The organism is Ruminiclostridium cellobioparum subsp. termitidis CT1112 (assembly GCF_000350485.1).
Classification (GTDB): domain Bacteria; phylum Bacillota; class Clostridia; order Acetivibrionales; family DSM-1351; genus Ruminiclostridium; species Ruminiclostridium termitidis.
Genome location: NZ_AORV01000072.1, coordinates 25,328 through 47,943, shown reverse-complemented (window position 1 = coordinate 47,943; position 22,616 = coordinate 25,328). Strand labels below are relative to the sequence as shown.

Below are 22,616 nucleotides of genomic sequence, written 5' to 3'. Positions count from 1 at the left end.
AGATTTTAAGAACGTGGAGGACGAATAAATGCAAAGACGGTGGGTAAAATGGGTTGCTGTTATCCTGGCTGTTGTATTCATACTTACATCGGTTATTTCAGTTGGATTATCAGTATTTGCCGGAATGTAGAAACAGCAGTTGAAGGGGGAGATCCCCAAATTATTTTAAAAGTGAAAAAAATGATATAAATGGAAGTAAAATTAGTTATTTTTACCCATTTAAGACTATGGGTTTTTATATTAAAATTATTGTGTATTTATTGTTATTCTTATGTTAATTTGATTTTATTTTATTTCTGTTTACCTTCATTTTTTATAAGGGTGTGAATATGTTTGTTTGATACTTTTGTTACAAACCTCAAAAGTATATTCGATTTTCTATCGGTATATGTTCCTCTTAAGGAACCCCTGGAAGCTCTTAGATCATTAATTGATATAAGTATTGTTTCCTATCTGACCTACAAGCTTATCCAGCTGGTAAAGGAAACCCGGGCATGGCAGCTTGTCAAGGGTATTGTTGTCGTGCTTATTACTGCCATGCTCAGCCAGGCATTTGAGTTCAGGACACTTGCATATATTCTGAACAAAACCATAGAACTTGCCGGATTTGCCCTGGTAGTGGTTTTTCAGCCCGAGCTCAGGAGAGGTCTGGAGCAGATAGGCAGAAGCAATTTTAAGGACTTTTTCAAATTTGATGAAAAGGACGATGTGATAAATACAACCTTTACAATCGAAGAAATAGTAAAATCAGCTACCGAACTTTCAAGAACCATGACGGGAGCTCTTATAGTCGTTGAAAGAGAGACAAAGCTGGGTGAGATCATAAATACGGGAACCAGACTGGATTCAAGCGTCAGTTCCGAATTGATAATCAATATATTCACGCCGAATACTCCTCTGCATGACGGAGCGTTAATACTGAGGGATAACAAGCTGAAATCTGCAGCGTGTTTTCTTCCGCTCACAGACAATCCGAATCTGAGCAAGGAACTTGGCACAAGGCACAGAGCAGCGCTTGGCATCACCGAAGTTTCAGACTGTATTGCGGTTGTTGTTTCGGAAGAAACCGGCAAGATATCCTATGCCCTTAACGGCGGGTTATCAAGAAATCTCACACCCGATATATTGAGAAAAGCTCTGAATAAAAATTTGCTGGAGAAGAAAACAGTCAATAAGAAGTTGACTCTTTGGAAGGGGAAATCAAAGTGAAAGAATTCTTCAAGAAGGATTTGACTTTAAAAATATTTTCAATACTCTTTGCCGTGTTTCTTTGGTTTGCCATAAATCCTGTCAAGACAAATTATTATACCGTTCCGCTTACTATTATAAATGAGGAGAGCCTGCGTGCCAAAGGACTTGTTTTAAACAGCAAGGCATTTCCCGAAAAATATGTGACCATATCTGTGAGGGACAGGGTTGATGTGCTTGACCGTATAAAGGACACCGATTTTGAGGTTACTCTTGATCTGAAAAATGTAAACAGTGTCAATGATAAGGTTGTTCCGATAGATTCACCTGTTTACCTGGGACGTGAAAATATAAGCGAAACCAACATGGAGCTCAAACCAAAATCGGTGACTCTGGATTTGGGTAAGATAGAGGAAAATCCTTTTATTGTACAGGTTGAAACTTCAGGGAAACTTCCTGCGGATTACGAGATAATATCCAAGACTGCAACCCCCGACACCGTATCAATACAGGCACTTGATTCGGTTCTGGGCACGGTTGGTTCGGTAAAGGCCTATGTGGACGTAACAGGCCTGAATAAAACCCTTGAAGTCAAGAAGGAAGTTAAGGTTTATGACAAAAAAGGAATTGAAATACCCGAGCTCGGCAAAAAGATTTCTGTAGACATAAAAATAGAGGTTGGAAAGAGGGTTCCTGTAATACCGATCATTTCAGGCAATCCTGACAAGGATTACATTGAAGGAAGTTATTCGGTAAAACCCGATAATGTTTTAATAACCGGCGATCACACTCTGCTGCAGAAGGTCAATGAGATCAAAACCGCTCCTGTCAGCCTTGACAATATGACAAAATCTTTTACGGCACCCATCATATTGCAGCTGCCGGAAGGTATCAGACTGGTGGATTCAACGAGAGAGGTAAATGTATCTGTTGAGATTATCCCGCTGTCTGAAAGGACGATAGATGTGCCTGTAAGCAGTATTTCCATCGAGGGCAGGAAAACCGAGGACGCCCTCCTGAATTATGAAATAGTTTCACCTGTTACCGTTAAGCTGAAGGGTAGGATAGAAGATGTAAATTCTGTTTCGGTCCAGCAGCTGACGGCGGCAATAGATGTAGACGGACTTGATGAGGGAACCCACACTGTCCCGCTTAAAGTAACCCTGCCGGGGAATGTAACTCAAGTGGGGGAAACACAGGTCCAGCTTAAAATTACCAAAGGAACGGAATAGCGGTTGAATTTGAATTATTAATTAAAATAACAAATGAAAATAAAAATGTGAATGCATTTTAAAGGAAATGAATTAATGAAACTTGTGATATCAAATTTAATCTTGAGCTTGGACGGCCCGCAGGAGGCACTTAAGCAGCAGGCTGCAAAAAAGCTCGGAATAAAGCATCAGAATATAACAAATTTTAAAATAGTAAAACAATCCATAGATGCCAGGAAAAAACCTGGCATACGTCTTGTTTACTCCATTTCCTGTGAGGTGGACGACTGTTTCCAAATACCCGGGGACCGGGATATAAAAATACTTGCGGATAGCAGGGAAGAAATACTATTGCCTGGCAGCAAACCTGTTGAAGGAAGACCGCTGGTCATCGGGACAGGGCCGGCCGGGCTTTTTTGCGGTCTGGTGCTGGCTCAGAACGGCTACAGGCCAATAATAATCGAGCGAGGACAAAAGGTTGAAGAACGGGCCGGGACGGTTGAGCGCTGCTGGAATGCCGGCATTCTTGACACTGAGACAAATGTGCAGTTCGGAGAGGGCGGAGCAGGAACTTTTTCCGATGGAAAGCTTACTACCAGGATCAACGACAGAAGATGCGAAAAGGTACTTGAGGAATTCCACCGCTTTGGTGCACCAGAGGAAATCACATATAAGGCAAAGCCCCACATAGGGACCGACAATCTTAAAAAGATCGTTGCCAACATGCGGAAGGAAATCGAGAGACTGGGCGGAACGGTCCTGTTCAATACAAAGGCTGTGGATGTCAAGCTGAGGGACGGGCAAATATGCGGAGTGGTTACAAGTACCAATTCAACCATAGAAACAAATGCTGTTGTTCTGGCAATCGGCCACAGTGCAAGAGATACCTTCCGGATGCTCTATGACAGAGGTGTGCCTTTTGAGCAGAAGCCCTTCTCTATCGGTGTGAGAATCGAGCATCCGCAGGAGCTCATAAACACTGCACAGTATGGTGCGGCCAGCGGACACCCCGCTTTGGGCGCTGCCGACTATCAACTGTTTATGAAGGGTGCCGGCAGGACGGCATATTCCTTCTGCATGTGCCCGGGCGGAATAGTGGTGGCCTCTGCGTCAGAGCCAGGATCCATTGTGACCAACGGCATGAGCGAATACAGCCGGGACAGGGAGAATGCCAACAGTGCACTTGTTGTTTCGGTAGGGCCTGCAGACTTCGGCACGGGACATCCGCTGGGAGGGATAGAGTTCCAGAGACGCTGGGAGCGGCTGGCCTATGCGGCTGGCGGCTCAAACAACAGTGCTCCGGTGCAGCGGCTGGAGGACTTCCTGAACAACAGGACAGGAAGGCTGGGCAGTGTAAAACCAAGTTATACAGGTGAAACCCGCTGCGCCGATATCAATGAATGCCTGCCGCCCTACGTCACTGACTGTATGAAGCAGTCAATTAATTACTTCGACAGGAAGCTCAGGGGCTTCGGAATGAAGGACGCCCTGCTTACAGGAGTTGAGACCAGAACCTCGTCACCGGTCAGGATACCCAGAAATGATGCCTTTGAGTGTATGGGGATTGCAGGACTGTATCCCTGCGGAGAGGGTGCCGGCTATGCCGGGGGCATAGTTAGCGCGGCTGTGGACGGCATAAGGATTGCTGAACAGATTGTAAGGACCTATGCGTTAAAAAAATCTATTACGTGAAAAATCTATAACATAATACGGTGAAAAAATCTATAACATACGCGGCAAAAGTGTTATATTATATATAGCTTTTTTTATGAGAATAGTTCATAGAAATAAATGTCAATCAATACTTATATATCATGGAGGAAAATCTAATGGGAAAGTTATTCGGAACTGATGGGGTCAGAGGTGTTGCAAATCTGGAGCTGACTCCCAGACTTGCATACCAGCTGGGGCAGGCAGGAGCTTATGTGCTGACGGGAGAAACAAAACACACCCCAAAAATCCTGGTGGGCATGGATACCAGAATATCGGGCGATATGCTGGAAGCGGCGCTCATATCGGGTATTTGTTCGGTTGGTGCCCAGGTGGTAAGTCTCGGTGTCATACCAACTCCTGCCATAGCATACCTGACCAGACTTTATGACGCAGATGCCGGAGTTGTAATATCAGCCTCCCATAATCCTTTTGAATATAACGGAATAAAGTTTTTCAATTCAAACGGCTATAAGCTTCCCGATGCAATAGAGGATAAAATCGAAGAGATCATTTTAAGCGGAGAGGATGAGCTTCCCAGGCCCATAGGTCAGAATATCGGATTTAAAATATACAAGGAAACCGCGCTGGAGGATTATGTCAGCTTTGTAAAGGGAACTATTTCAGGTGATCTGGAAAATATAAAGGTTGCCATCGACTGCGCAAATGGGGCATCTTTTCAGGCTGCACCCATGGCTCTGTACGAATTGAAGGCCAATGTCAATGTAATAAATAACGAGCCTGACGGAATAAATATCAATGCAGGCTGCGGTTCCACACATATGAAGCAGCTCCAGGACTACGTGAGGAAAACCGGGGCCCATATCGGACTTGCCTTTGACGGGGATGCGGACAGAGTTCTGGCTGTCGACGAAAAAGGGAACATAGTTGACGGAGACCAGATCATGGCAATTATAGGACTCCACCTGAAACAGCAGGGCATGCTGGCCCACAATACCATAGTAGCCACGGTTATGAGCAATATGGGCCTGGACATCATGGCCAGGAATAACGGACTGGTTATCGAGAAGACAAAAGTAGGGGACAGGTATGTGCTTGAAGAAATGCTGAACCGCGGGTATATGTTAGGGGGCGAACAGTCGGGGCATATTATCTTCCTGGAGCACAACACCACCGGGGACGGACTGCTGACAGCAATACAGCTGCTGAAGGTATTAAAGGATTCCGGCAAAAAGCTTTCCGAGCTGGCAGGTGTTTTGCAGGTGCTGCCCCAGGTGCTTATCAATGCCAAGGTAACCAATGAAAAGAAAGACAAGTACCTTGACGACGAAGTTATAAAGAAAATGTGCCAGGAGCTGGAGGATGAATTCAACGGTGAAGGCAGGGTACTCATAAGGCCTTCGGGGACCGAGCCTCTGGTGAGGGTCATGATTGAGGGCAAGGATAAGGAAATAATCACAAGGCGTGCGAAAGAACTTGTGCGGGTTATAGAAGGCAGATTGTCATAAGCAGCTGAAACGTGAATAAAGCCCCCGTCAACAGCCGCCAATCATGCCACGGGCCGGAGGCTTTGGCGGGGATATGTATAATTATTTATGGAAATTCTCCGGAAATATTCGAAGCGCCAAAGAAAGGTGCATTAAAGCATTTAAGCTGAGCGAATATGTAAATAATTTCAAATAAGTTTAAAATATTCTTAAATTAGTTGACAATTTCGTCTGTATTACAATATATTATAATATATAGGTTGTAAAGCAGGAGAAAAACCTTGCTTTGAATGAGGGTTAATGCTTTATTGCCTGCGGTATACCGGCTAAAGGCAGTTATGAACAGGAGGTGGGAGAAAAAACAGGATTAAGGTGTAATTAAAAAGGCGCCAGGACAGAATTATCAGAAATTCCTGATTTCTGTTGACGAGGTGAAGGAAGCGGTTCACTAAACAGACGTGGACCGTATCGAAAGATTCGGCGGATACCTTCCGGTTGTTACAATCGACAGAGGCTGAGGAGCAATAATTGTTCCGCACAAAACTTGCAGGCGACTGCAGGAACAAAAAGGTCTCACGTAACTGATCCTGAATTCAATTCTAATTTTTTATTTTCAAATCCCAAGTAAATATTTTTAGGGATCCTGCTATGCCATCGGCTGGCAAGCATGGGTTTTAATTGGTGTTTTTCTTATACCGGCACGGGATTCATTCTTAAATTATGCCCTGGGTCGGATTAATACCCTTTTCAAATTATGCCTGTACAGGTGTGAGTATATGAGCTTGTACTGTCAGATGATAATGATAGTTAATCTTAAAGGCAGGTTTGAAAAAGATTCAAATTTAGTCTGAAATTCTGCAGTTATGCCCTGAGATCCCTAAAGAAGCTTTTATCCGGCTGTTCTTCAACAATAATGAACTGCACTTTTAAGCTTATGCTTTCAATTACAGATATATTTGTGTGAGGTCCCGGATGTTTAGCAGCAGTTGAAAATGCAAATACCTATGTTTATGAAAATTATTTAAATTTAAAAATCAAGGAGAATTAATTATGTGCGGAATAGTTGGATATATAGGAAATAAAAAGGCAATACCTGTACTTATTAACGGTCTTTCAAAACTTGAATACAGAGGATATGACTCTGCGGGAGTTTCGGTGAATGAAAACGGGGTTCTCAAGGTTATCAAGTGCAAGGGAAGGCTTTCGTGCCTGGAGGACAGACTGGAAGCTGAAAAGCTTGAGGGCTGTATGGGGATTGGCCATACAAGATGGGCTACCCACGGCGAACCCAACGATGTGAACTCCCACCCCCATATCAGCCAGAGCGGAGAAATAGCTGTTGTACACAACGGAATTATAGAAAATTACATGCAGATCAAGGAATTTTTAGCAGGTCAGGGCTATACCTTCCAGTCTGAAACAGATACCGAGGTTATTGCACACCTGGTGGAATACTACTATGAGGGAAGTCTTGTTGACGCTGTCATGAAGGTAATTGATGAAATAGAAGGCTCTTACGCTCTCGGTGTGCTTTGCAGGGATGAGCAGGATATGTTCGTATGCGCCAGAAAAGACAGTCCGCTGATTATAGGGCTTGGTGAGGGAGAAAATTTCATTGCCTCGGACATTCCTGCAATTCTTGAATATACCAGGAATATTTATATTCTTGAAGATAAGGAAGTAGCTATTCTGAAAAGGGACAGTGTACAGGTATTCAACAGCCTTGGCGCTCCTGTCAAAAAAGAGGTGTTCAAGGTGGACTGGAATGTTGAAGCAGCTGAAAAAGGCGGCTTCGAGCATTTCATGATGAAGGAAATGTATGAGGAGCCGAAAGTAGTAAGGGATACAATCAATCCCAGAATCCAAAATGGAGAGCTGGTGCTGGATTCGATAAATATAACAAAAGAGGACATAGATAAACTTGACAAGATATATATAGTTGCCTGCGGAACTGCCTATCATGCCGGTGTCATAGGGAAATACATCATTGAAAGGCTCTGCAGGATACCTGTTGAAGTGGATGTGGCTTCGGAATTCAGATACCGCGATCCGCTTATCAGCGAGAGGAATATGACAATCATTATCAGCCAGTCGGGCGAAACCCTCGACACTCTTTTCGCGCTGAGGGAGGCAAGGAAAGGCGGTTCCAGGATACTTTCAATTGTCAATGTCGTTGGCAGCTCCATAGCCCGTGATTCTGATGATGTGCTCTATACCTGGGCAGGGCCTGAAATTGCTGTTGCTTCTACAAAGGCATATAACACACAGCTTGCGGCGCTGTATCTGGTAGCTCTGGACCTGGGACTGAAAAAGGGTACAATCACAAAGGAACAGGTAAACTCCATACTTGATGAAATAAAGAAAATCCCTTCCGGCATAGAAGAAATACTGAAGTATAAGGACGGCATCCAGAAATTCGCACATGCACATTTCAATTCAAAGAGCATTTTCTTTATAGGCCGGAGCCTGGACTACGCCCTTTCCATGGAGGGTTCGTTGAAATTGAAGGAAATTTCATATATCCATTCGGAGGCCTATGCAGGCGGAGAGCTCAAACACGGGACCATTGCACTGATCGAAAAAGGAACACTGGTGGTCTGCCCCATGACACAGGATTGCCTGTTTGAGAAAATGGTCAGCAATATCAGGGAAGTTAAGGCCAGGGGTGCGGTTGTTCTGGCAATAACCCAGGAAAAGCACAGGGAAGAGCTGGAGAAAACAGCGGATATGGTTCTGACAATTCCCGATGTGGACTCACTTGTAGCCCCCATATCGGCAGTAACACCGCTGCAGCTGTTCGCTTACTACATGGCAATTGAGAGGGGCTGTGACGTGGATAAGCCGCGTAATCTGGCAAAGTCGGTGACTGTGGAGTAAGCGGGAAGGGGTTTTGGGGGAGTTTGAGTTATACTTAATGTTTTCATATATTATAACGTCAGAATGGCACAAATATAACTTGAAATGACACTGTAAACTAAAGCATAAATCCGTAGAGGCCTTTAAACGTAGGGTTTCTACGGATTTTTATTATGCAATATACTTATAGTAAAATTATGCTGATTTATGGTATTATATACAGTGGAATATAATGAAAAAGGTAAGAGATATTTACATAGGGGATGTAAGATTTGATGAATGTCAGTTTTTGAACTGAATGATGAAACTGTGGATTTCTATGTTAAAAGATAATGAGATTAGATATAAGAAAGACTGCGTTTACGGACACTCATGGAAAACTATGTGTTTAATTAATGCAACTTTATTCGGTTACTTGACTAACGGTTTTTCACAATATGACATTACATAATAAGTAAGGAGTTTGGTGCTATGCATTGTATAAGAGCTTTTATTGGGAAAAGAGATATTATAAGTACTTTTGCAAACAATTGGATGAAGGCTAACTCAATTATGTTAGCTCAAGGGTTTGCAATGATTTTTTTAACCAATGATTTATATGACGATGTTGTTGAATTAGCTGATAGCATATTAGATATTGATTTCAGTAAGTTTTTTGATTATCTCTCTCCTTCAATCTATGAACTATTATTACAAGAATCAAGAAGTGGAAAACTTGTGTATATAGAAACTGATTATTTTGGTGGAGTAGGTAGACAGTCGGCTATTTTATTTGAAAAGGGAGTAATTAAAATTCAACCACATAAAACTGAAACTTGTTGGGACGAAAAGACATATAGCTTTAATCACAAACCTGAAGGCGATAAAGCTATTAATATAGTGCTTAAAGAGCTTGGGGTATACAAGGATGATGGCAAGGACGAGTTTGATAGTATAGGACTGGGTAATTATAGAAATATGGATAAATCATGAAAGGAAACAAAATGTTTTCAATAGCGGTGGAGCAAGTATTCCAAATTACAAATAGAAAAGGTATAACACTAATTGGAAGAATTCATATATGAAAACCAGTAGTTCAGGACGGAGATGGATATAGTTTTAATCCGGTAGATGAACCGATAATTGATAAGGGGAATGACTTATATCTTACTTATTGAAGTTGCTTAATGGTTTTTCGACAAAATACAGGAGTGTGACCCGCATCATTATAAAGATTGGACAGACATATTTGAAAACAGTTATACCAAATTTAATGACCCAAAAGAGAATAGATACGAATTGCGGAAAAGAGAAAGTAAGGTGATATTGGTTTGATATTAATTTGGAGGCCCTATTGGTATGAACTCGACCAGTCTATCGTTGTTGGAGATATTGATTATTTCTATATAACAAAGGATAAGTTGCAATTTGCAAATGGAACTGTTTCGGATAACGACTATGAAATTAAAGTGGAAATTCAAAGCATTAAACACAACGCATTAGGTGAAGTAAAAGGAATTATAACAATTGGCTTGGACTATACAATTTATTTACACGATGGTGAAAAAATACAAGTAAATGCTGAAGAATCCCCAGGAAAGTTATATGGCTGTGAATTAAAAATAGATGATTGGAACTTTGGAGTTTCTGTTAAGGTTATTGAAGAGACCGGTGTTTCTTCTAAATATAGACTTAACACAATGAGCTGTAGAGAGATTAAAACTATAAATCAAAAACGTTTAGAGAATTATAAACGGTTGTTAAATGATGAAATTTTATAATTATATGACAAAATTTCAGCTTTTCTATCAAGACAGCATTGATTAAATCAAACTGTCAATTGCATCTTGTACGAATTGCCGGCTTTTTTCAATATCCACGGATTGATCCCGGTCTTCATAGAGAGCCGGTATGACCTCACGGAAAGAGGTATAAAGCTTCCTGGTTTTTTCTCCGAGCCGTGGGTTTCCCCGCAGTGTTACGGCTTGCGCACCGTGAATCAGTTCTATTGCAGACAGGTAATACAGGTTGTCTAAAATCGAACTGATCTTTTTTACTGCAAAAGCTGTATTTGCAGCATGATCTTCTATTGCTCCCGCGACTTCAAGAAAATCCAGCGAACTGGGGTTGGCATACATCCGTATTTCCGTGTCTAAAATGCTGACAGTTTTTTGTACCGTTGGAAAACCCAACACATTGGCATTTGGAGTCAGAAAACGGTCAAGTCCGGAAAAACGCGGATCAGATATTCTCAGTATCCTGTGGCATATCATTTTTGAAAGATGAGCCAGTGCAATTGAGGACATCTCAATTCCCTGGACTAAAGAGAGGGTTTCAAAATTGCAATTTCCCATAAAGCATTTTTCTTGGGGAAGCAGGCAGGGGTTGTCCTGTGTGTGATTCAGGTCAAGGGCCAGCTGCTTTTGGGCAAATTGCAATGCATCGAGAACTGCAGCTGCAACAGCGATCTGATTCCGGAAACTCAATGGGTCCTGCAAACTGCGGGATTTATCCGGCTGCCACAGGTAGCTGCCTTCCAGAAAGTTTCTGCATTGCTCGGCACATCTTATTTGATTTGGACTGCCTTTCAGAAAATTTACCTCCTGGTTTAAAGGGTCAACAACACCGTTTATACCCTCCAGGCTGAGACAATATACCAACTGGTTCATATCCAGATAGTTAAATACCCTTTCCAGAAAAAGCGCTGTAAAAGCATGAGACTGTGCATTGGAGGAGATTAAACCCAAACCTTCCTTGGGACCCAGAATGAGAGGAGAAAGACCCAGAGAGGCCAGAACTTCACTGCCTGCCATTATCCGGCCCCTGTACTCTGCTTCGCCTTCTCCCGTAAGCACCAGGCCTATTGATGAAAGCGGGCCGATGTCAGCCTCGCCGATGGAGCCGCACCATTTCATTATTGGACAGACATCCTTTTCCAGGAAAGTAACGAGATATTTGACAAGTGCGGGAGAAACACCGGTATTTCCCCGGAGGAAGCCGTTAATCAAAACCAGAAGTACTGCACGTACTTCTTCTTTGGTACAGCTCTCACGTATGGCCACGTTATGGCTCCGGAGAAGCGAAAGGTTGAATTGCATCACATTCGAAGGATTTACGCTCCGGTCCTTGTTAAGGCCTACACTTGTATTCATACCATAGACCTTATGATTATTTGAGGAACTTATGTCAAGCAGAAGCTGATGGGATTCATTTACCCTGTTCACAGCCTTTTCGGGAATCACGGGAACAGATATCCTGTGTGCAGTTTCATAAATTTGTTTAGTTGTAAGATGGCTGCCATCTATAATAAAGTTTTCCAATTGTTTTCACCTGCTAACGATATGTAAGTTCTGTTCCGATTTTTGCAGCTATGGCTTTTTGCCATATCAGATATCCCAAAGCTATATCATTGAGTGATAAACCGCGGTGCCAGAATAGAATACATTCATCATTTGATTCGCGTCCTTTTTTCTGTCCGGTTACTATTTCGCATAATTCCGCATAAAGTGTTTCCTGAGACAGCTTTCCCGAGTCGACATGATAGCGGAGACTGCCAAATTTACCGCCCTTGCACTGTCCCCAATCATCAACTATTATTTTATCCATTACATCGGTCAAATCATTTTCAACTGCGCTTATTGTACCATAAGGAACAACAAAGGTTCCGGGAGCTACCCACCTGGTCAAAAGAAAAGGCTCCGGCTCTATAAGCCTTGTTGCCTCAACCATGATATCTGCTCCTTTTAAGCAATCCTCACTGTTGTCAACGGCAATAACAGGTTTGCCCAATTTCTCGGTAAGAAGTTTTGCAAAAGCTTCTCTTGATTCAGGCCTTCTGCTGTTAACACGGATTTCATCAAAATTGAAAATACTGTCCAGCAATATTACATTCCAGTATGAGGTTCCCCGGGCACCAAGATGTCCAAGAATTTTACTGTCTTTTCTGGCCAGATATTTTGCACCTATTGCAGTGAGGGCTCCGGTCCGCATATCGGTAATAGCTGTTGCATCCAGGATTGCCAGAGGCATACCGGTACCGGGATCATATAGATTTAACAGGGCAAGCTCGGAAGGGAGATCTTTTTTATAATTGTCCACATAGTCACCTACAATTTTTACACCTGCAACATTGAGAGGTTCTATATAACCTCTTAAAATATTGAAGTGACCGTTAATGGACGGATTGGGAATGAGGTGAACCCGGGGTTCAATTACGGTTTGGCTGCTTCCCTGTGCGACAAGACTTTGTTCCACAGAATTTAAAATTTCTTCATTTGTCAGATTCATGGATTCGATATCTTTGCCGCTGATAAATAGTATCTTATTGTTATTCATAATAATGTCTCCCCAGCATAAGTAATTATTAGTGAGTTCATTATAACTTTGCTGTTTATTAAAGTCAATGAAAAAATCATACTATACCTATTGACATAGTATGAAAAAATGAATATTATGTTAATAATAATTCATATGTAACTTATATGATTAGTATGTTTGTGCCAGCACAAATAGCCTGGAGTTTTCAAAGGACAGATGTATATTTCGGAACATCTGTATCGTACATAATAATTTTAGGGGGTATTATTTTGAAAAAAAATTTAAAAAAGAAATTATTAGCTCTAACACTTTGCGCAGGTTTTATATTATCGGCAGCCGGCTGCGGAAGTAATTCTTCTGCAACTTCGAGTGCGACTCAGACTCAGAGTTCGGCATCTGCTGCTCCAACATCAGAAGCGGTTGGTAAAAAACCTATTATAGTGGGTTCAAAAGATTTTACCGAATCCAAGGTCCTTGCGGAAATATATGCATTGGCCCTTGAAAATAGCGGATACCAGGTTAAACGTGCCGAATCATTGGCAAGTGCGGTCATAAGAGAATCCATAAAGACAGGGGATGTGGATTTATATCCCGAATATACCGGTACGGCTTTAGTTTCTGTATTGGGGCTTGATCCTATATACGATAAGGATGAAGTGTATAAGACTGTAAAGGAACAATATGAGAAACAGTATGACATAGCAATTCTGGATCCGGCGGATGTAAATGACTCGGAAGGTCTTGCCGTTTTGGCAACACGGGCAAAGGAACTTGGCATATCTACCATTTCAGAGGCATGGGCGGCTGCTCAGAAGCAAAAACTGGTTTTCTCCTGCAAAGCGGAATTTACTGAAGCTCAGATCCCGAGACTCGAACAGGTATATGGAAAGCTGCCTTTTAAATTATCAGTTATGGAGCATACGCTCTCATTTTCAGCGGCAAAATCAGGAAATGTTGATGTGTTCAGTGTATATACCACAGAAGGTAATCTGGCAGGAGACGAGTGGACTGTTCTCAAGGATGACCTGGGAGCATGGGTACCGTACTACATAATTCCTGTGATCCGCAATGACGCTTTAAAAGCAAATCCGGGAGCTGAAAAGATTATAAATCTGGTTACTGCAACATTTACTACCGATAATGTTATTAAAATGAATGCTGAAGTTGATGCAGAGGGCAAGGAATATGACGATGTGGCCAGAGAATATTATGAGAGCATAAAAGCCTCTTTAAATTAAGCACCTTGTCAGGAAGCAGAATAATTTTCCGGCAGTAGCTTTGATGCTGCCGGAAAATTTAAAAGTTTATTGCGGGAGGGAAAATGTTTTCGGATCTTATTCAATATTACCTGGAAAATACATCTAAATATTGGTCCTATGTGGCAACGCATATTACTATCAGCCTGGTGGTAACTGTATTTGCAATTCTTATAGGAATTCCTCTGGGGATCGTCTGTGCCAAATTGCCAAAGTTATCGGGAATTATAACAGGAACGGTAAACGCCCTTAGAATTATCCCAAGTCTGGCATTAATGGTTCTTATGGTCCCTTTGATAGGGATAGGGCGGTTCCCTGCAACAATAGTATTGATAATTATCACGTTGCCGCCTATTCTTATTAATACTATAACCGGATTTTTGTCGGTAAAAGATTCTATCCGGGAAACTGCCATTGGAATGGGAATGTCTGCAAAGCAGGTTTTCCTTGAAGTGGAATTTCCTCTGGCACTTCCTTTAATAGCGGCCGGCATCAGAACAGCTGTCGTAGAGGTCGTTGCAACAACAGCAATCGCCTCCTATATAGGTGCAGGCGGTCTTGGAGTACTGGTATCATCAGGAATAGGTTATGGCAGAGTATTCATAACACTGTTGGGAGGAGGTTCCATCGCTGTCATATCCATTGCTGCGGATCTGTTATTGGAAGGTGTTCAGAACATACTGACCAAACGGATGGGACTTGTGGAATAAGCCAAATCATGGAAGGTAAAGAGTATGAAAGATAAAAATATACCGGCAATTGAATTCAATCATGTATATAAATGTTTCCCGGGCATGAAGACAGATGCTGTTAATGATATTACCATGGATATTTATGATGGTGAATTTATTACTATTTTAGGTTCATCCGGCTGCGGAAAGACGACGCTGCTGAAGATGGTAAATCGCCTGTACGATTATACCGGCGGTGATATCCGGTTTTATGGAAAAAGCATAAAAGAGATAAATGAAGTAGACCATCGCAGGAATATCGGCTATGTTGTGCAGGCCGGTGGACTGTTCCCTCATAAAACAGTCAGAGATAATATAGCTACGGTTCCCAAGCTCTTGAAATGGGATAAAAAAAGGATTGAGACACGGGTAGATGAACTTCTTGATACCATCGGTCTTGATGCCGAAGACTACAGGAACCGCTACCCCAGATCATTATCAGGAGGTCAGCAGCAGAGGGTAGGAATAGCCAGAGCCTTGGCCGCAGATCCAAATGTTCTTTTGATGGATGAACCCTTCGGAGCAATAGATGCTATAACCAGAACGGCACTTCAGGCCGAAGTGCAGCGTTTGCAGGAAAAGACGAAGAAGACGATTCTGTTTGTAACTCATGATATTCAGGAAGCATTTAAATTGGGGTCAAGGGTTATTATCATGCACGAAGGGAAATTACAGCAATACGATACACCGGATAAAATCATGCTTCATCCGGCAAATGAGTTTGTTTCAAAACTGGTATCGGCAGACGACCCTATAGTCCGTATGAAGGTAATTTCATTAGGTGCAATAATGGAAAAGGTTCATGGGGATATAGATGCCCAGGGTATATTTAAATCTGAAACCAGTCCGGTAGAAGAAACCCTGCCGATTTTCCTGAAAGACAGAAGTAAAGTAATTTATGTGGAAAATGCAGCCGGTGAAATTGCCGGGATGGTTTCCTGGAATCAGATAGCAAATATTGTCTAAGGAGGAAACAGACTTGAACTGGATAAAATTTGTAGAATATGCTCAAAAACATACCGACCTGCTTGTAAAATGTTTGCTGGAGCATATCCAGCTCGTGGGAACAGCATTGTTCATATCACTTTTAATTGCAATCCCGGTAAGCTTGATTTTATTGAGACTGAAAAAAATATCGCAAGTGGTTATGGCTCTCCTTGGGGCGTTGTATTCCATACCAAGCCTTGCCTTTTTTTCTTTATTATTACCTTTTTTAGGGCTTGGAAAGAAAAATGCAATTTTTGTATTGGTTGTTTACAGTCAGTTTATTTTGGTTCGTAATATCCTTGCAGGTTTTCACCAGTTAGATAAGAATATTATTGAAGCAGGCATAGGTATGGGAATGACAAAATTTACGATTTTCACCGGTGTACAGCTGCCTCTGGTTTTACCTGTTTTAATCGGAGGTATACGTATAGCGGCAATTGTAACTATTGGAAGTGCTACAATAGCACAGACTGTGAATGCGGGAGGTTTGGGAAAGGTTTTGTTCGATGGTCTTTCTTCCATGAATTATATTAAAATGATCTGGGGAACTGTCTACACTGCCGGACTTGCGCTGGTTGTAAACTGGGCTCTTTCCAGATTGGAAATCTACAGTTTAAAGAGAGCCGAAGGGAGATTGGGGAATGCTGGATAAACAAATATTTTATGAGAATTTTAAGATTCCTGAAGCTGCCCGGCCGTACCTGGATATCTTTTTTACCCCGGAAGAAATCAGTATTCTGGGTAAGTACGGGGACCGCATTTTTAAAGCAGAGGATATAGCCGAATATGATAAGGAGAAAGCAGAAGAGCTGCTGCAGGATTATTACTCCAGAGGGTTGGTTTCTTATGAAAATATAGAAAAGGGGGAATACCGGGCTGCGGATTTTTACAGTTACCTTGATTCTTTCGTGGTGACAAGAGTTCCGGAATACCGCAGTATACCGGCAGAAGGCAGAAAGGCTATTGATGGCTGGTATTTTGATGCATACTATGAAGGGCTTGATAAAAATCCGGGAAAAGTACCTACAGGTGATATCATTCTGCCCTTGGACGAAACTCTTCAATATATTGATAAGCAGGAAGGACAGGCTTACTTATCTCTCTGCGACTGCCGTGCATTGAGCGGTGATTGCGGACTGCCCCTGAATACCTGTGTGAGCTGGAAGGACGGCATAAATTCCCGTGCGCACAGAGGTATATCTAAAGAAATTACCAGGGAAGAAGCAAAACAAATTGTTCTTGCTGCAGACAAACAGGGTCTGGTACATACCGTTAATAAAACCGGTGTATGCAACTGCTGCGGTGATTGCTGCTACTTATTCAGGAGCCGGGAAAAAATGAAAAGTCATCAATTTTGGCCAAAATCTTTTTACAAAGTTGAACTGGAACATGAAAACTGTATTGGCTGCGGTTTATGTGTAAAAAGATGCCAGTTTGGCGTGTTTTCATATGGTAAGCCGGTACAGGCTGATACCGGCAGCTGCATCGGCTGCGGAGTTTGTGTCACGGGATGTCCGAAGGATGCGTTGAAACTTATAACCAGTGGTCTGTAACCCTGGCTGGCAATATAAGTTTTAGATGTTACATACCACCAGGCAACAACAAAAGGAGATAATTATGAGTTATAGAGCATATGATAATGATTCATTGGGATTTACTACAAGGCAATTGCATGCGGGATATAATCCGGCTGATCATTACCGTTCAAAGGCTGTACCTATTTATCAGACGGCAGCATTTGAACTGGGTGACTTTGACCGGTGTACCCGTTTATTTGAGTATTCTGAAGAAGGACACTCATATGTACGGTTTTCCAATCCTACAAATACGGTTCTTGAAAAAAGAATCGCTTCATTGGAAGGGGGAACTTCAGCACTTGCACTTGCTTCAGGGATGGCAGCCATATCAAATACAATTTTGAATCTTGCAAACGCAGGAGATGAAATTGTAGCCGTTCACACGTTGTATGGAGGAAGTACCGCATTATTGGCAAAGACCTTGCCGGATTACGGTATTCATACGCGCTTCGTGGAAGATGAGAATGATATAGAATCCTACAGAAAAGAGATTAACGGACGTACACGTGCTATTTACATAGAATCATTAGGTAATCCCGGTATTACAATCCTGGATATCGAAAAAATTGCGTCGCTTGCACATGAGCACAATATACCGCTGGTTATTGATAATACCTTTGCAACACCGTATTTATTTCAGGCTTTTGAGTATGGCGTGGATATCATTTGCTATTCCGCTACAAAGTATCTGGCGGGGCATGGTACAATTATTGCCGGACTGGTGGTTGAAAGCGGTAAATTTAACTGGCTTAACGGAAAATTTCCACAGTTTGAAAAGTTTTATGATGAATTTAAAAATAATATAGAGCCAGAAACACTTAAAAGGGAAATGTTTACTAAACGGCTTCGAATAAGGTTTTTGACAGATTTGGGTTCACATGTGAGCCCTCAGACGGTATTTTACTTGTTACAGGGCATGGAAACTCTTTCATTAAGAATGGAAAGGCATACAAAAAATGCACAAGCTGTAGCGGAATTTTTAGAAGAGCATCCACAGGTGAAATCTGTTGCTTATCCGGGATTGAAATCCAGCCCGTATAACAGCCTGGCTCAAAAATATTTTTCCAAAGGCCCCGGAGCAATTATGTCCATACGCCTGAAGGGCGGTCTGGAAGCAGCAAAAACTGTGCTTGAAAATGTTCAGGTCTTTGATTATATGGTCAATGTAGGCGATGCCAAATCTTTGATTGTACATTCCGCGACCTCTACCCATTTTGGTCTCAATAAGGAAGAATGTGCAAAAGCAGGTGTGTATGATGATACCCTGAGATTGTCGGTAGGAATAGAAGATACTGAGGACTTGATTAATGACCTGTCACAGGCTTTGGGAGCTATAAAATAATACGTATGCCTGGAATATCCGGAATTGAACTTATGAAAATGACAAGGGAAAAAGATATTAGGTATTGACTTTCTATCGTTTATCAGGTAACTTAAATAAGTTGGATGTTAATTAACATCCAACTTAAATTTTTTTAAAAAAGGATGTGAAACAATGGATGGCAATCCCCGAAGTCCGATAAGTGACTTCAAACCCCAGTGTGAAAACATAAACCCATTGGTCGGCGTTTATCGCGGGCTGTTGTCCATTGCTCATTTAACATTGATGGATTAATCTGCCTGTGCAAATACTGCCGTCTATTAGGGACGGCTTTTTTTATTTTCTTTATTATGTTTTCATTGGGGAATCCTAAAAAAAGAAAGGAATGATTCCAGTGAATTTCATGAGCAAAAAAAGACTTGGCAGACAGATCCAGGAAAACAAACAGGACACCGAAGTAAAGCTCCGTTTCTATGCTTTCGTGGCACGAGAGGAACTTTTGGCACAGCTGTCTACCACACAGGCAGGCCTCTCAAGTGAAGAAGCAGAAAACAGACAGGATAGCTTTGGAAAAAACGTAATTACTGTAGGAAATAAAAATACGGTGTTGCACAGGGTGAGGGAAGCAGTCGTCAACCCTTTCAATATCATTTTACTTCTCATTGCCATTATCACGTATTTTACCGATGTTGTGGCAGCATCAAAACCTGATTATCTCACAGTTACTATCATTCTATCGCTGGTCCTTTTGTCCAGTCTGGTTGCCTTCGTGCAGAGCCAGCGCTCAAATGCTGCTGCAGAAAAACTGTCAAAAATGATTTCCAATAAAGCTGATGTCTGGCGGGATGGAAAGCTGACCGAAGTACCTATGGACGAGATAGTCCCCGGGGATATTGTCCGCCTTTCGGCAGGTGACATGCTGCCCGCCGATGTGCGTTTCTTGACCACAAAGGACACCTTTGTGGCGCAGGCGGCTTTGACCGGTGAATCCAATCCTGTGGAGAAATTCAGCGACATAAGGGATAAGCAGGATGATGGGCTGACTGATATACGGAACATTGGGTTCATGGGGTCCAACATCGTGAGCGGCAGTGCCACGGCCGCAGTGCTGGCCACCGGCAACAGCACGTATTTCGGGTCAATGGCAAAATCCCTGTCCGGTGACCGGGCGAAAACAAGCTTTGAGCGGGGAGTGGATTCGGTCAGCCGACTCCTGTTACGGATGATGCTGGTCATGGTTCCCATCGTATTCCTGATTAACGGCTTGGCTAAAAGAGATTGGGCTGGTGCACTGCTTTTTGCCATCAGCATTGCAGTGGGACTTACTCCGGAAATGCTGCCTGTCATTATGACCTCAACACTGGCAAAAGGCGCGGTATCCATGTCCAGGCACAAGGTGATCGTACGTACTCTCGGTGCAATACAGACCTTTGGAGAGATGGACATACTATGCACCGACAAAACAGGGACGCTGACCGAGGATAAAATCGTGCTGGAAAAGTACATGGACCTGCACGGAGAGGATGACGCCCGTATCCTGCGCCATGCATACCTTAACAGCTATTTTCAGACCGGCCTTAAAAATCTGATAGACCTTGCCATCATCAACCGGGCCGTGCAGAACGGACTGCAAGATATGCTGGACGCCTATAACCTGGTGGATGAAATCCCCTTTGATTTTTCACGGCGCAGAATGAGTGTGGTTTTAGCCGATAAAAGCGGAAAACGGCAGCTTATTACCAAGGGTGCGGTGGAGGAGATTATAGCCATATCTTCCTTTGTGGAAATGCATGGTCGTGTTTGGCCCATGGATGAGGAAAACAGGCGCATGGCACTGGCAACTTATGAAAAGTACAATGCCGATGGTCTTCGGATGATTGCCGTAGCTCAGAAAAACGAGGTTCCCGACAGCGGTGCTTTCAGCGTGTCCGATGAACGGGATATGGTTTTAATCGGCTTTGTCGGCTTTCTTGACCCGCCCAAGGAAAGTGCCAGGTCGGCCATTTCGGCACTGCGTGAACACGGTGTGCGGACTGTTGTACTCACCGGAGACAGCGAAGGTGTGGCTGTGAAAGTTTGCGGCAAGGTGGGTGTCAATAACTCCCGTCTGCTGACGGGCCGTGACATAGACCGGATGGACACCGCACAGTTACAGGAGGCAGCGGACACCTGCGACTTGTTTGCAAAATTGTCCCCGTCCCAGAAGGAACGGGTGGTGAAGGCGTTCCAGGCGGCGGGGCATACAGTCGGCTATATGGGTGACGGCATTAATGATGCGCCTCCGCTGCGCCAGGCAGATGTGGGTATTTCGGTTGACAGTGCTGTGGATATTGCCAAGGAAACCGCCGACATCATTCTGCTGAAAAAGGATTTGATGGTGCTTGAGGAAGGCGTCATCGAAGGCCGCCGTACTTTCGGAAACATTATCAAATATATTAAAATGGCGGCAAGCGGAAACTTCGGCAATATGATTTCGGTAATTGTTGCCAGCATCTTTCTGCCATTCCTGCCCATGCTGCCGGTGCAGATATTGACACAAAACCTGCTGTGCGATTTTTCTCAAATGGGCATACCCTTTGACAGTGTGGATAAAGAGTACATCAAAAAGCCGCACAAATGGGAAACACGGTCCATTAAGTCCTTCATGGCGTTTTTGGGACCGCTGAGCTCGGTATTTGATATCCTGTGCTTCGCTATAATGTGGCGGGTTATAGGTGCTAATACGGTGGAGCTTTCACCGCTGTTTCAATGCGGGTGGTTTGTATTCGGTACGGTATCCCAGGTACTGGTCATCCACATGATTCGTACGGCCAAATTGCCGTTCCTGCAAAGCAATCCGTCCATGCCGCTGTTCCTTTCCACGTTTCTTGTGGCGGTGGCAGCACTTGCAACAGGCTTTACAAACATTTCAATCGGCTTTGACATGCAGAGCCTGCCGCTCAAGTTTATTCCCTGGCTGGCGGTGATTCTGGCAGGTTACCTGCTGTGCGTTCAGCTGGTCAAAAGATTGTATATACGCCGGTATGGGGAATGGATGTAATACAGGTTTGGTAGCGTGCCTTTATATATGGCTTTTTCCGTCACGGTTGGCTATTTCTGTTACAACGTGCGCTGGGTATGTTAAAATATCAATAATTGGTATAATGCCAGGCGGAAATTTTATATTTGGTGAGGTCATTATGGATTTAAGAAAATCTTTTGATAGTGATGTTATAAATTATGATAGGTGGAGACCACGTTATTGCAATGAACTTTTTAACGATATTATAGAACATTCAAAGCTCAACGCTGAAAAAGAATGCCTTGAAATAGGCTGCGGCACAGGGCAGGCTACCGAACCCATATTAAAGACGGGAAGTTCTCTTACGGCAATAGAGCTTGGAGAAAATTTTACAGAGTTTACAAGAAACAAATTCAAGGCTTATAAGAATTTTCAAATGAAAAATGCCGATTTTGAAAAATTTGATTTAGAAAATAACAGGTTCGACCTTGTGTTTTCCGGGACGGCTTTTCACTGGATACCGGAGGAAATCGGCTATCCAAAAGTTTATAATATATTGAAAAGCGGAGGAACAATAGCACTTTTCTGGAATAAACCGGCTCCCAAGGGGTTTGATGATCAGCTGCACCTGAAAATGCAAGAGGTATATCAGAAATATTTCGGTCCGGAAGTAGTCGAAAAGGCTAGATCTGAACGTGAAAATCCGCAGGAGCACTATGCAAAAATAAAGGGCACAATTGAAAAATACGGCTTTGTTAAAGCTGAATGCCGCCTGTATAAACAAGTAAGGGAATTTACCGCAGATGAATATGTTTCTTTAATAAGTACATATTCGGAGAATATTACTCTGCCCGAACCAATAAAATCACAGTTTTTAACAGGAATCCGTGATACAATTTATGATTTCAATAATAACATAAAAGTTTATGATACAATAGATTTATATTTAGCAAGGAAACCATAACCATGTGGCAGGCAGCTGTCACGATAGTTCAGGACAGGTGACCAACTGAGGGTGTACCGGCGTTACAGTA

At 42.7% G+C, this 22,616-nt stretch carries 18 protein-coding genes; 16 read left to right on the top strand and 2 right to left on the bottom strand.

Going from position 1 to position 22,616, the window contains the following annotated elements; all coding sequences use genetic code 11:
• Positions 1–28: 28 nt before the first annotated feature.
• The 8 genes from CTER_RS29340 to CTER_RS27320 all read left to right on the top strand — a co-directional run bounded on the left by CTER_RS29340 (position 29) and on the right by CTER_RS27320 (position 10,173).
• Positions 29–130: a hypothetical protein gene (locus CTER_RS29340; RefSeq protein WP_004630840.1), complete on the top strand. Its 102-nt coding sequence runs from the start codon at positions 29–31 to the stop codon at positions 128–130.
• 203 nt (positions 131–333) lie between these two features.
• Complete coding sequence (gene cdaA / locus CTER_RS25645; protein ID WP_004630843.1) at positions 334–1,209, top strand: diadenylate cyclase CdaA; 876 nt, start codon at positions 334–336, stop codon at positions 1,207–1,209.
• Positions 1,206–2,420, top strand: coding sequence for a CdaR family protein (locus CTER_RS25640; protein ID WP_004630842.1), 1,215 nt, complete (start codon positions 1,206–1,208; stop codon positions 2,418–2,420). Before cdaA ends, CTER_RS25640 begins: the two co-directional genes overlap by 4 nt.
• Before the next feature lie 75 nt (positions 2,421–2,495).
• The gene (locus CTER_RS25635; RefSeq protein ID WP_004630826.1) at positions 2,496–4,091 is read left to right on the top strand and encodes an NAD(P)/FAD-dependent oxidoreductase; all 1,596 of its coding nucleotides are present in this window, start codon (positions 2,496–2,498) and stop codon (positions 4,089–4,091) included.
• A gap of 137 nt (positions 4,092–4,228) precedes the next feature.
• Complete coding sequence (glmM, locus tag CTER_RS25630; RefSeq protein WP_004630906.1) at positions 4,229–5,578, top strand: phosphoglucosamine mutase; 1,350 nt, start codon at positions 4,229–4,231, stop codon at positions 5,576–5,578.
• A 1,029-nt stretch (positions 5,579–6,607) separates the two neighbouring features.
• On the top strand, positions 6,608–8,434 hold the full coding sequence (glmS, locus tag CTER_RS25625; protein WP_004630921.1) for a glutamine--fructose-6-phosphate transaminase (isomerizing): 1,827 nt from the start codon (positions 6,608–6,610) through the stop codon (positions 8,432–8,434).
• A 450-nt stretch (positions 8,435–8,884) separates the two neighbouring features.
• Entirely contained in the window at positions 8,885–9,385 is a 501-nt protein-coding gene (locus tag CTER_RS25620; protein ID WP_004630890.1) for a hypothetical protein, read from the top strand.
• A gap of 338 nt (positions 9,386–9,723) precedes the next feature.
• Positions 9,724–10,173: a hypothetical protein gene (locus CTER_RS27320; protein ID WP_004630881.1), complete on the top strand. Its 450-nt coding sequence runs from the start codon at positions 9,724–9,726 to the stop codon at positions 10,171–10,173.
• Between the two features lie 42 nt (positions 10,174–10,215).
• On the opposite strand, the gene CTER_RS25610 is transcribed toward CTER_RS27320, so the two are convergent.
• Together CTER_RS25610 and CTER_RS25605 are read right to left on the bottom strand one after the other, a co-directional pair.
• A complete protein-coding gene (locus CTER_RS25610; RefSeq protein ID WP_004630948.1) occupies positions 10,216–11,712 on the bottom strand; it encodes an HAL/PAL/TAL family ammonia-lyase in 1,497 nt (498 codons plus the stop codon).
• Between the two features lie 13 nt (positions 11,713–11,725).
• Positions 11,726–12,727 (bottom strand): ornithine cyclodeaminase family protein, encoded by a 1,002-nt coding sequence (locus tag CTER_RS25605; protein WP_004630941.1) that lies wholly within the window; start codon positions 12,725–12,727, stop codon positions 11,726–11,728.
• A 251-nt stretch (positions 12,728–12,978) separates the two neighbouring features.
• On the opposite strand from CTER_RS25605, the gene CTER_RS25600 reads away from it, so the two are divergent.
• From CTER_RS25600 to CTER_RS25565, 8 genes are all read left to right on the top strand, one after another.
• Positions 12,979–13,947, top strand: coding sequence for a glycine betaine ABC transporter substrate-binding protein (locus CTER_RS25600; protein ID WP_051066706.1), 969 nt, complete (start codon positions 12,979–12,981; stop codon positions 13,945–13,947).
• Positions 13,948–14,030: 83 nt separating this feature from the next.
• A complete protein-coding gene (locus CTER_RS25595) occupies positions 14,031–14,675 on the top strand; it encodes an ABC transporter permease (RefSeq protein ID WP_004630935.1) in 645 nt (214 codons plus the stop codon).
• A gap of 24 nt (positions 14,676–14,699) precedes the next feature.
• Positions 14,700–15,662, top strand: coding sequence for an ABC transporter ATP-binding protein (locus CTER_RS25590; protein WP_004630859.1), 963 nt, complete (start codon positions 14,700–14,702; stop codon positions 15,660–15,662).
• A 13-nt stretch (positions 15,663–15,675) separates the two neighbouring features.
• Positions 15,676–16,335: an ABC transporter permease gene (locus tag CTER_RS25585; RefSeq protein WP_004630771.1), complete on the top strand. Its 660-nt coding sequence runs from the start codon at positions 15,676–15,678 to the stop codon at positions 16,333–16,335.
• The gene (locus CTER_RS25580; protein WP_004630960.1) at positions 16,325–17,236 is read left to right on the top strand and encodes a 4Fe-4S binding protein; all 912 of its coding nucleotides are present in this window, start codon (positions 16,325–16,327) and stop codon (positions 17,234–17,236) included. The genes CTER_RS25585 and CTER_RS25580 overlap by 11 nt, the downstream gene beginning before the upstream one ends.
• A gap of 64 nt (positions 17,237–17,300) precedes the next feature.
• Positions 17,301–18,602: an O-acetylhomoserine aminocarboxypropyltransferase/cysteine synthase family protein gene (locus CTER_RS25575; protein WP_004630793.1), complete on the top strand. Its 1,302-nt coding sequence runs from the start codon at positions 17,301–17,303 to the stop codon at positions 18,600–18,602.
• Between the two features lie 382 nt (positions 18,603–18,984).
• Positions 18,985–21,621 (top strand): magnesium-translocating P-type ATPase, encoded by a 2,637-nt coding sequence (mgtA, locus tag CTER_RS25570; protein WP_423219211.1) that lies wholly within the window; start codon positions 18,985–18,987, stop codon positions 21,619–21,621.
• Positions 21,622–21,760: 139 nt separating this feature from the next.
• Positions 21,761–22,546 carry a class I SAM-dependent methyltransferase gene (locus CTER_RS25565; protein ID WP_004630848.1) on the top strand — a complete coding sequence of 262 codons (786 nt, stop codon included), beginning with the start codon at positions 21,761–21,763 and terminating at the stop codon, positions 22,544–22,546.
• Positions 22,547–22,616 lie beyond the last annotated feature (70 nt).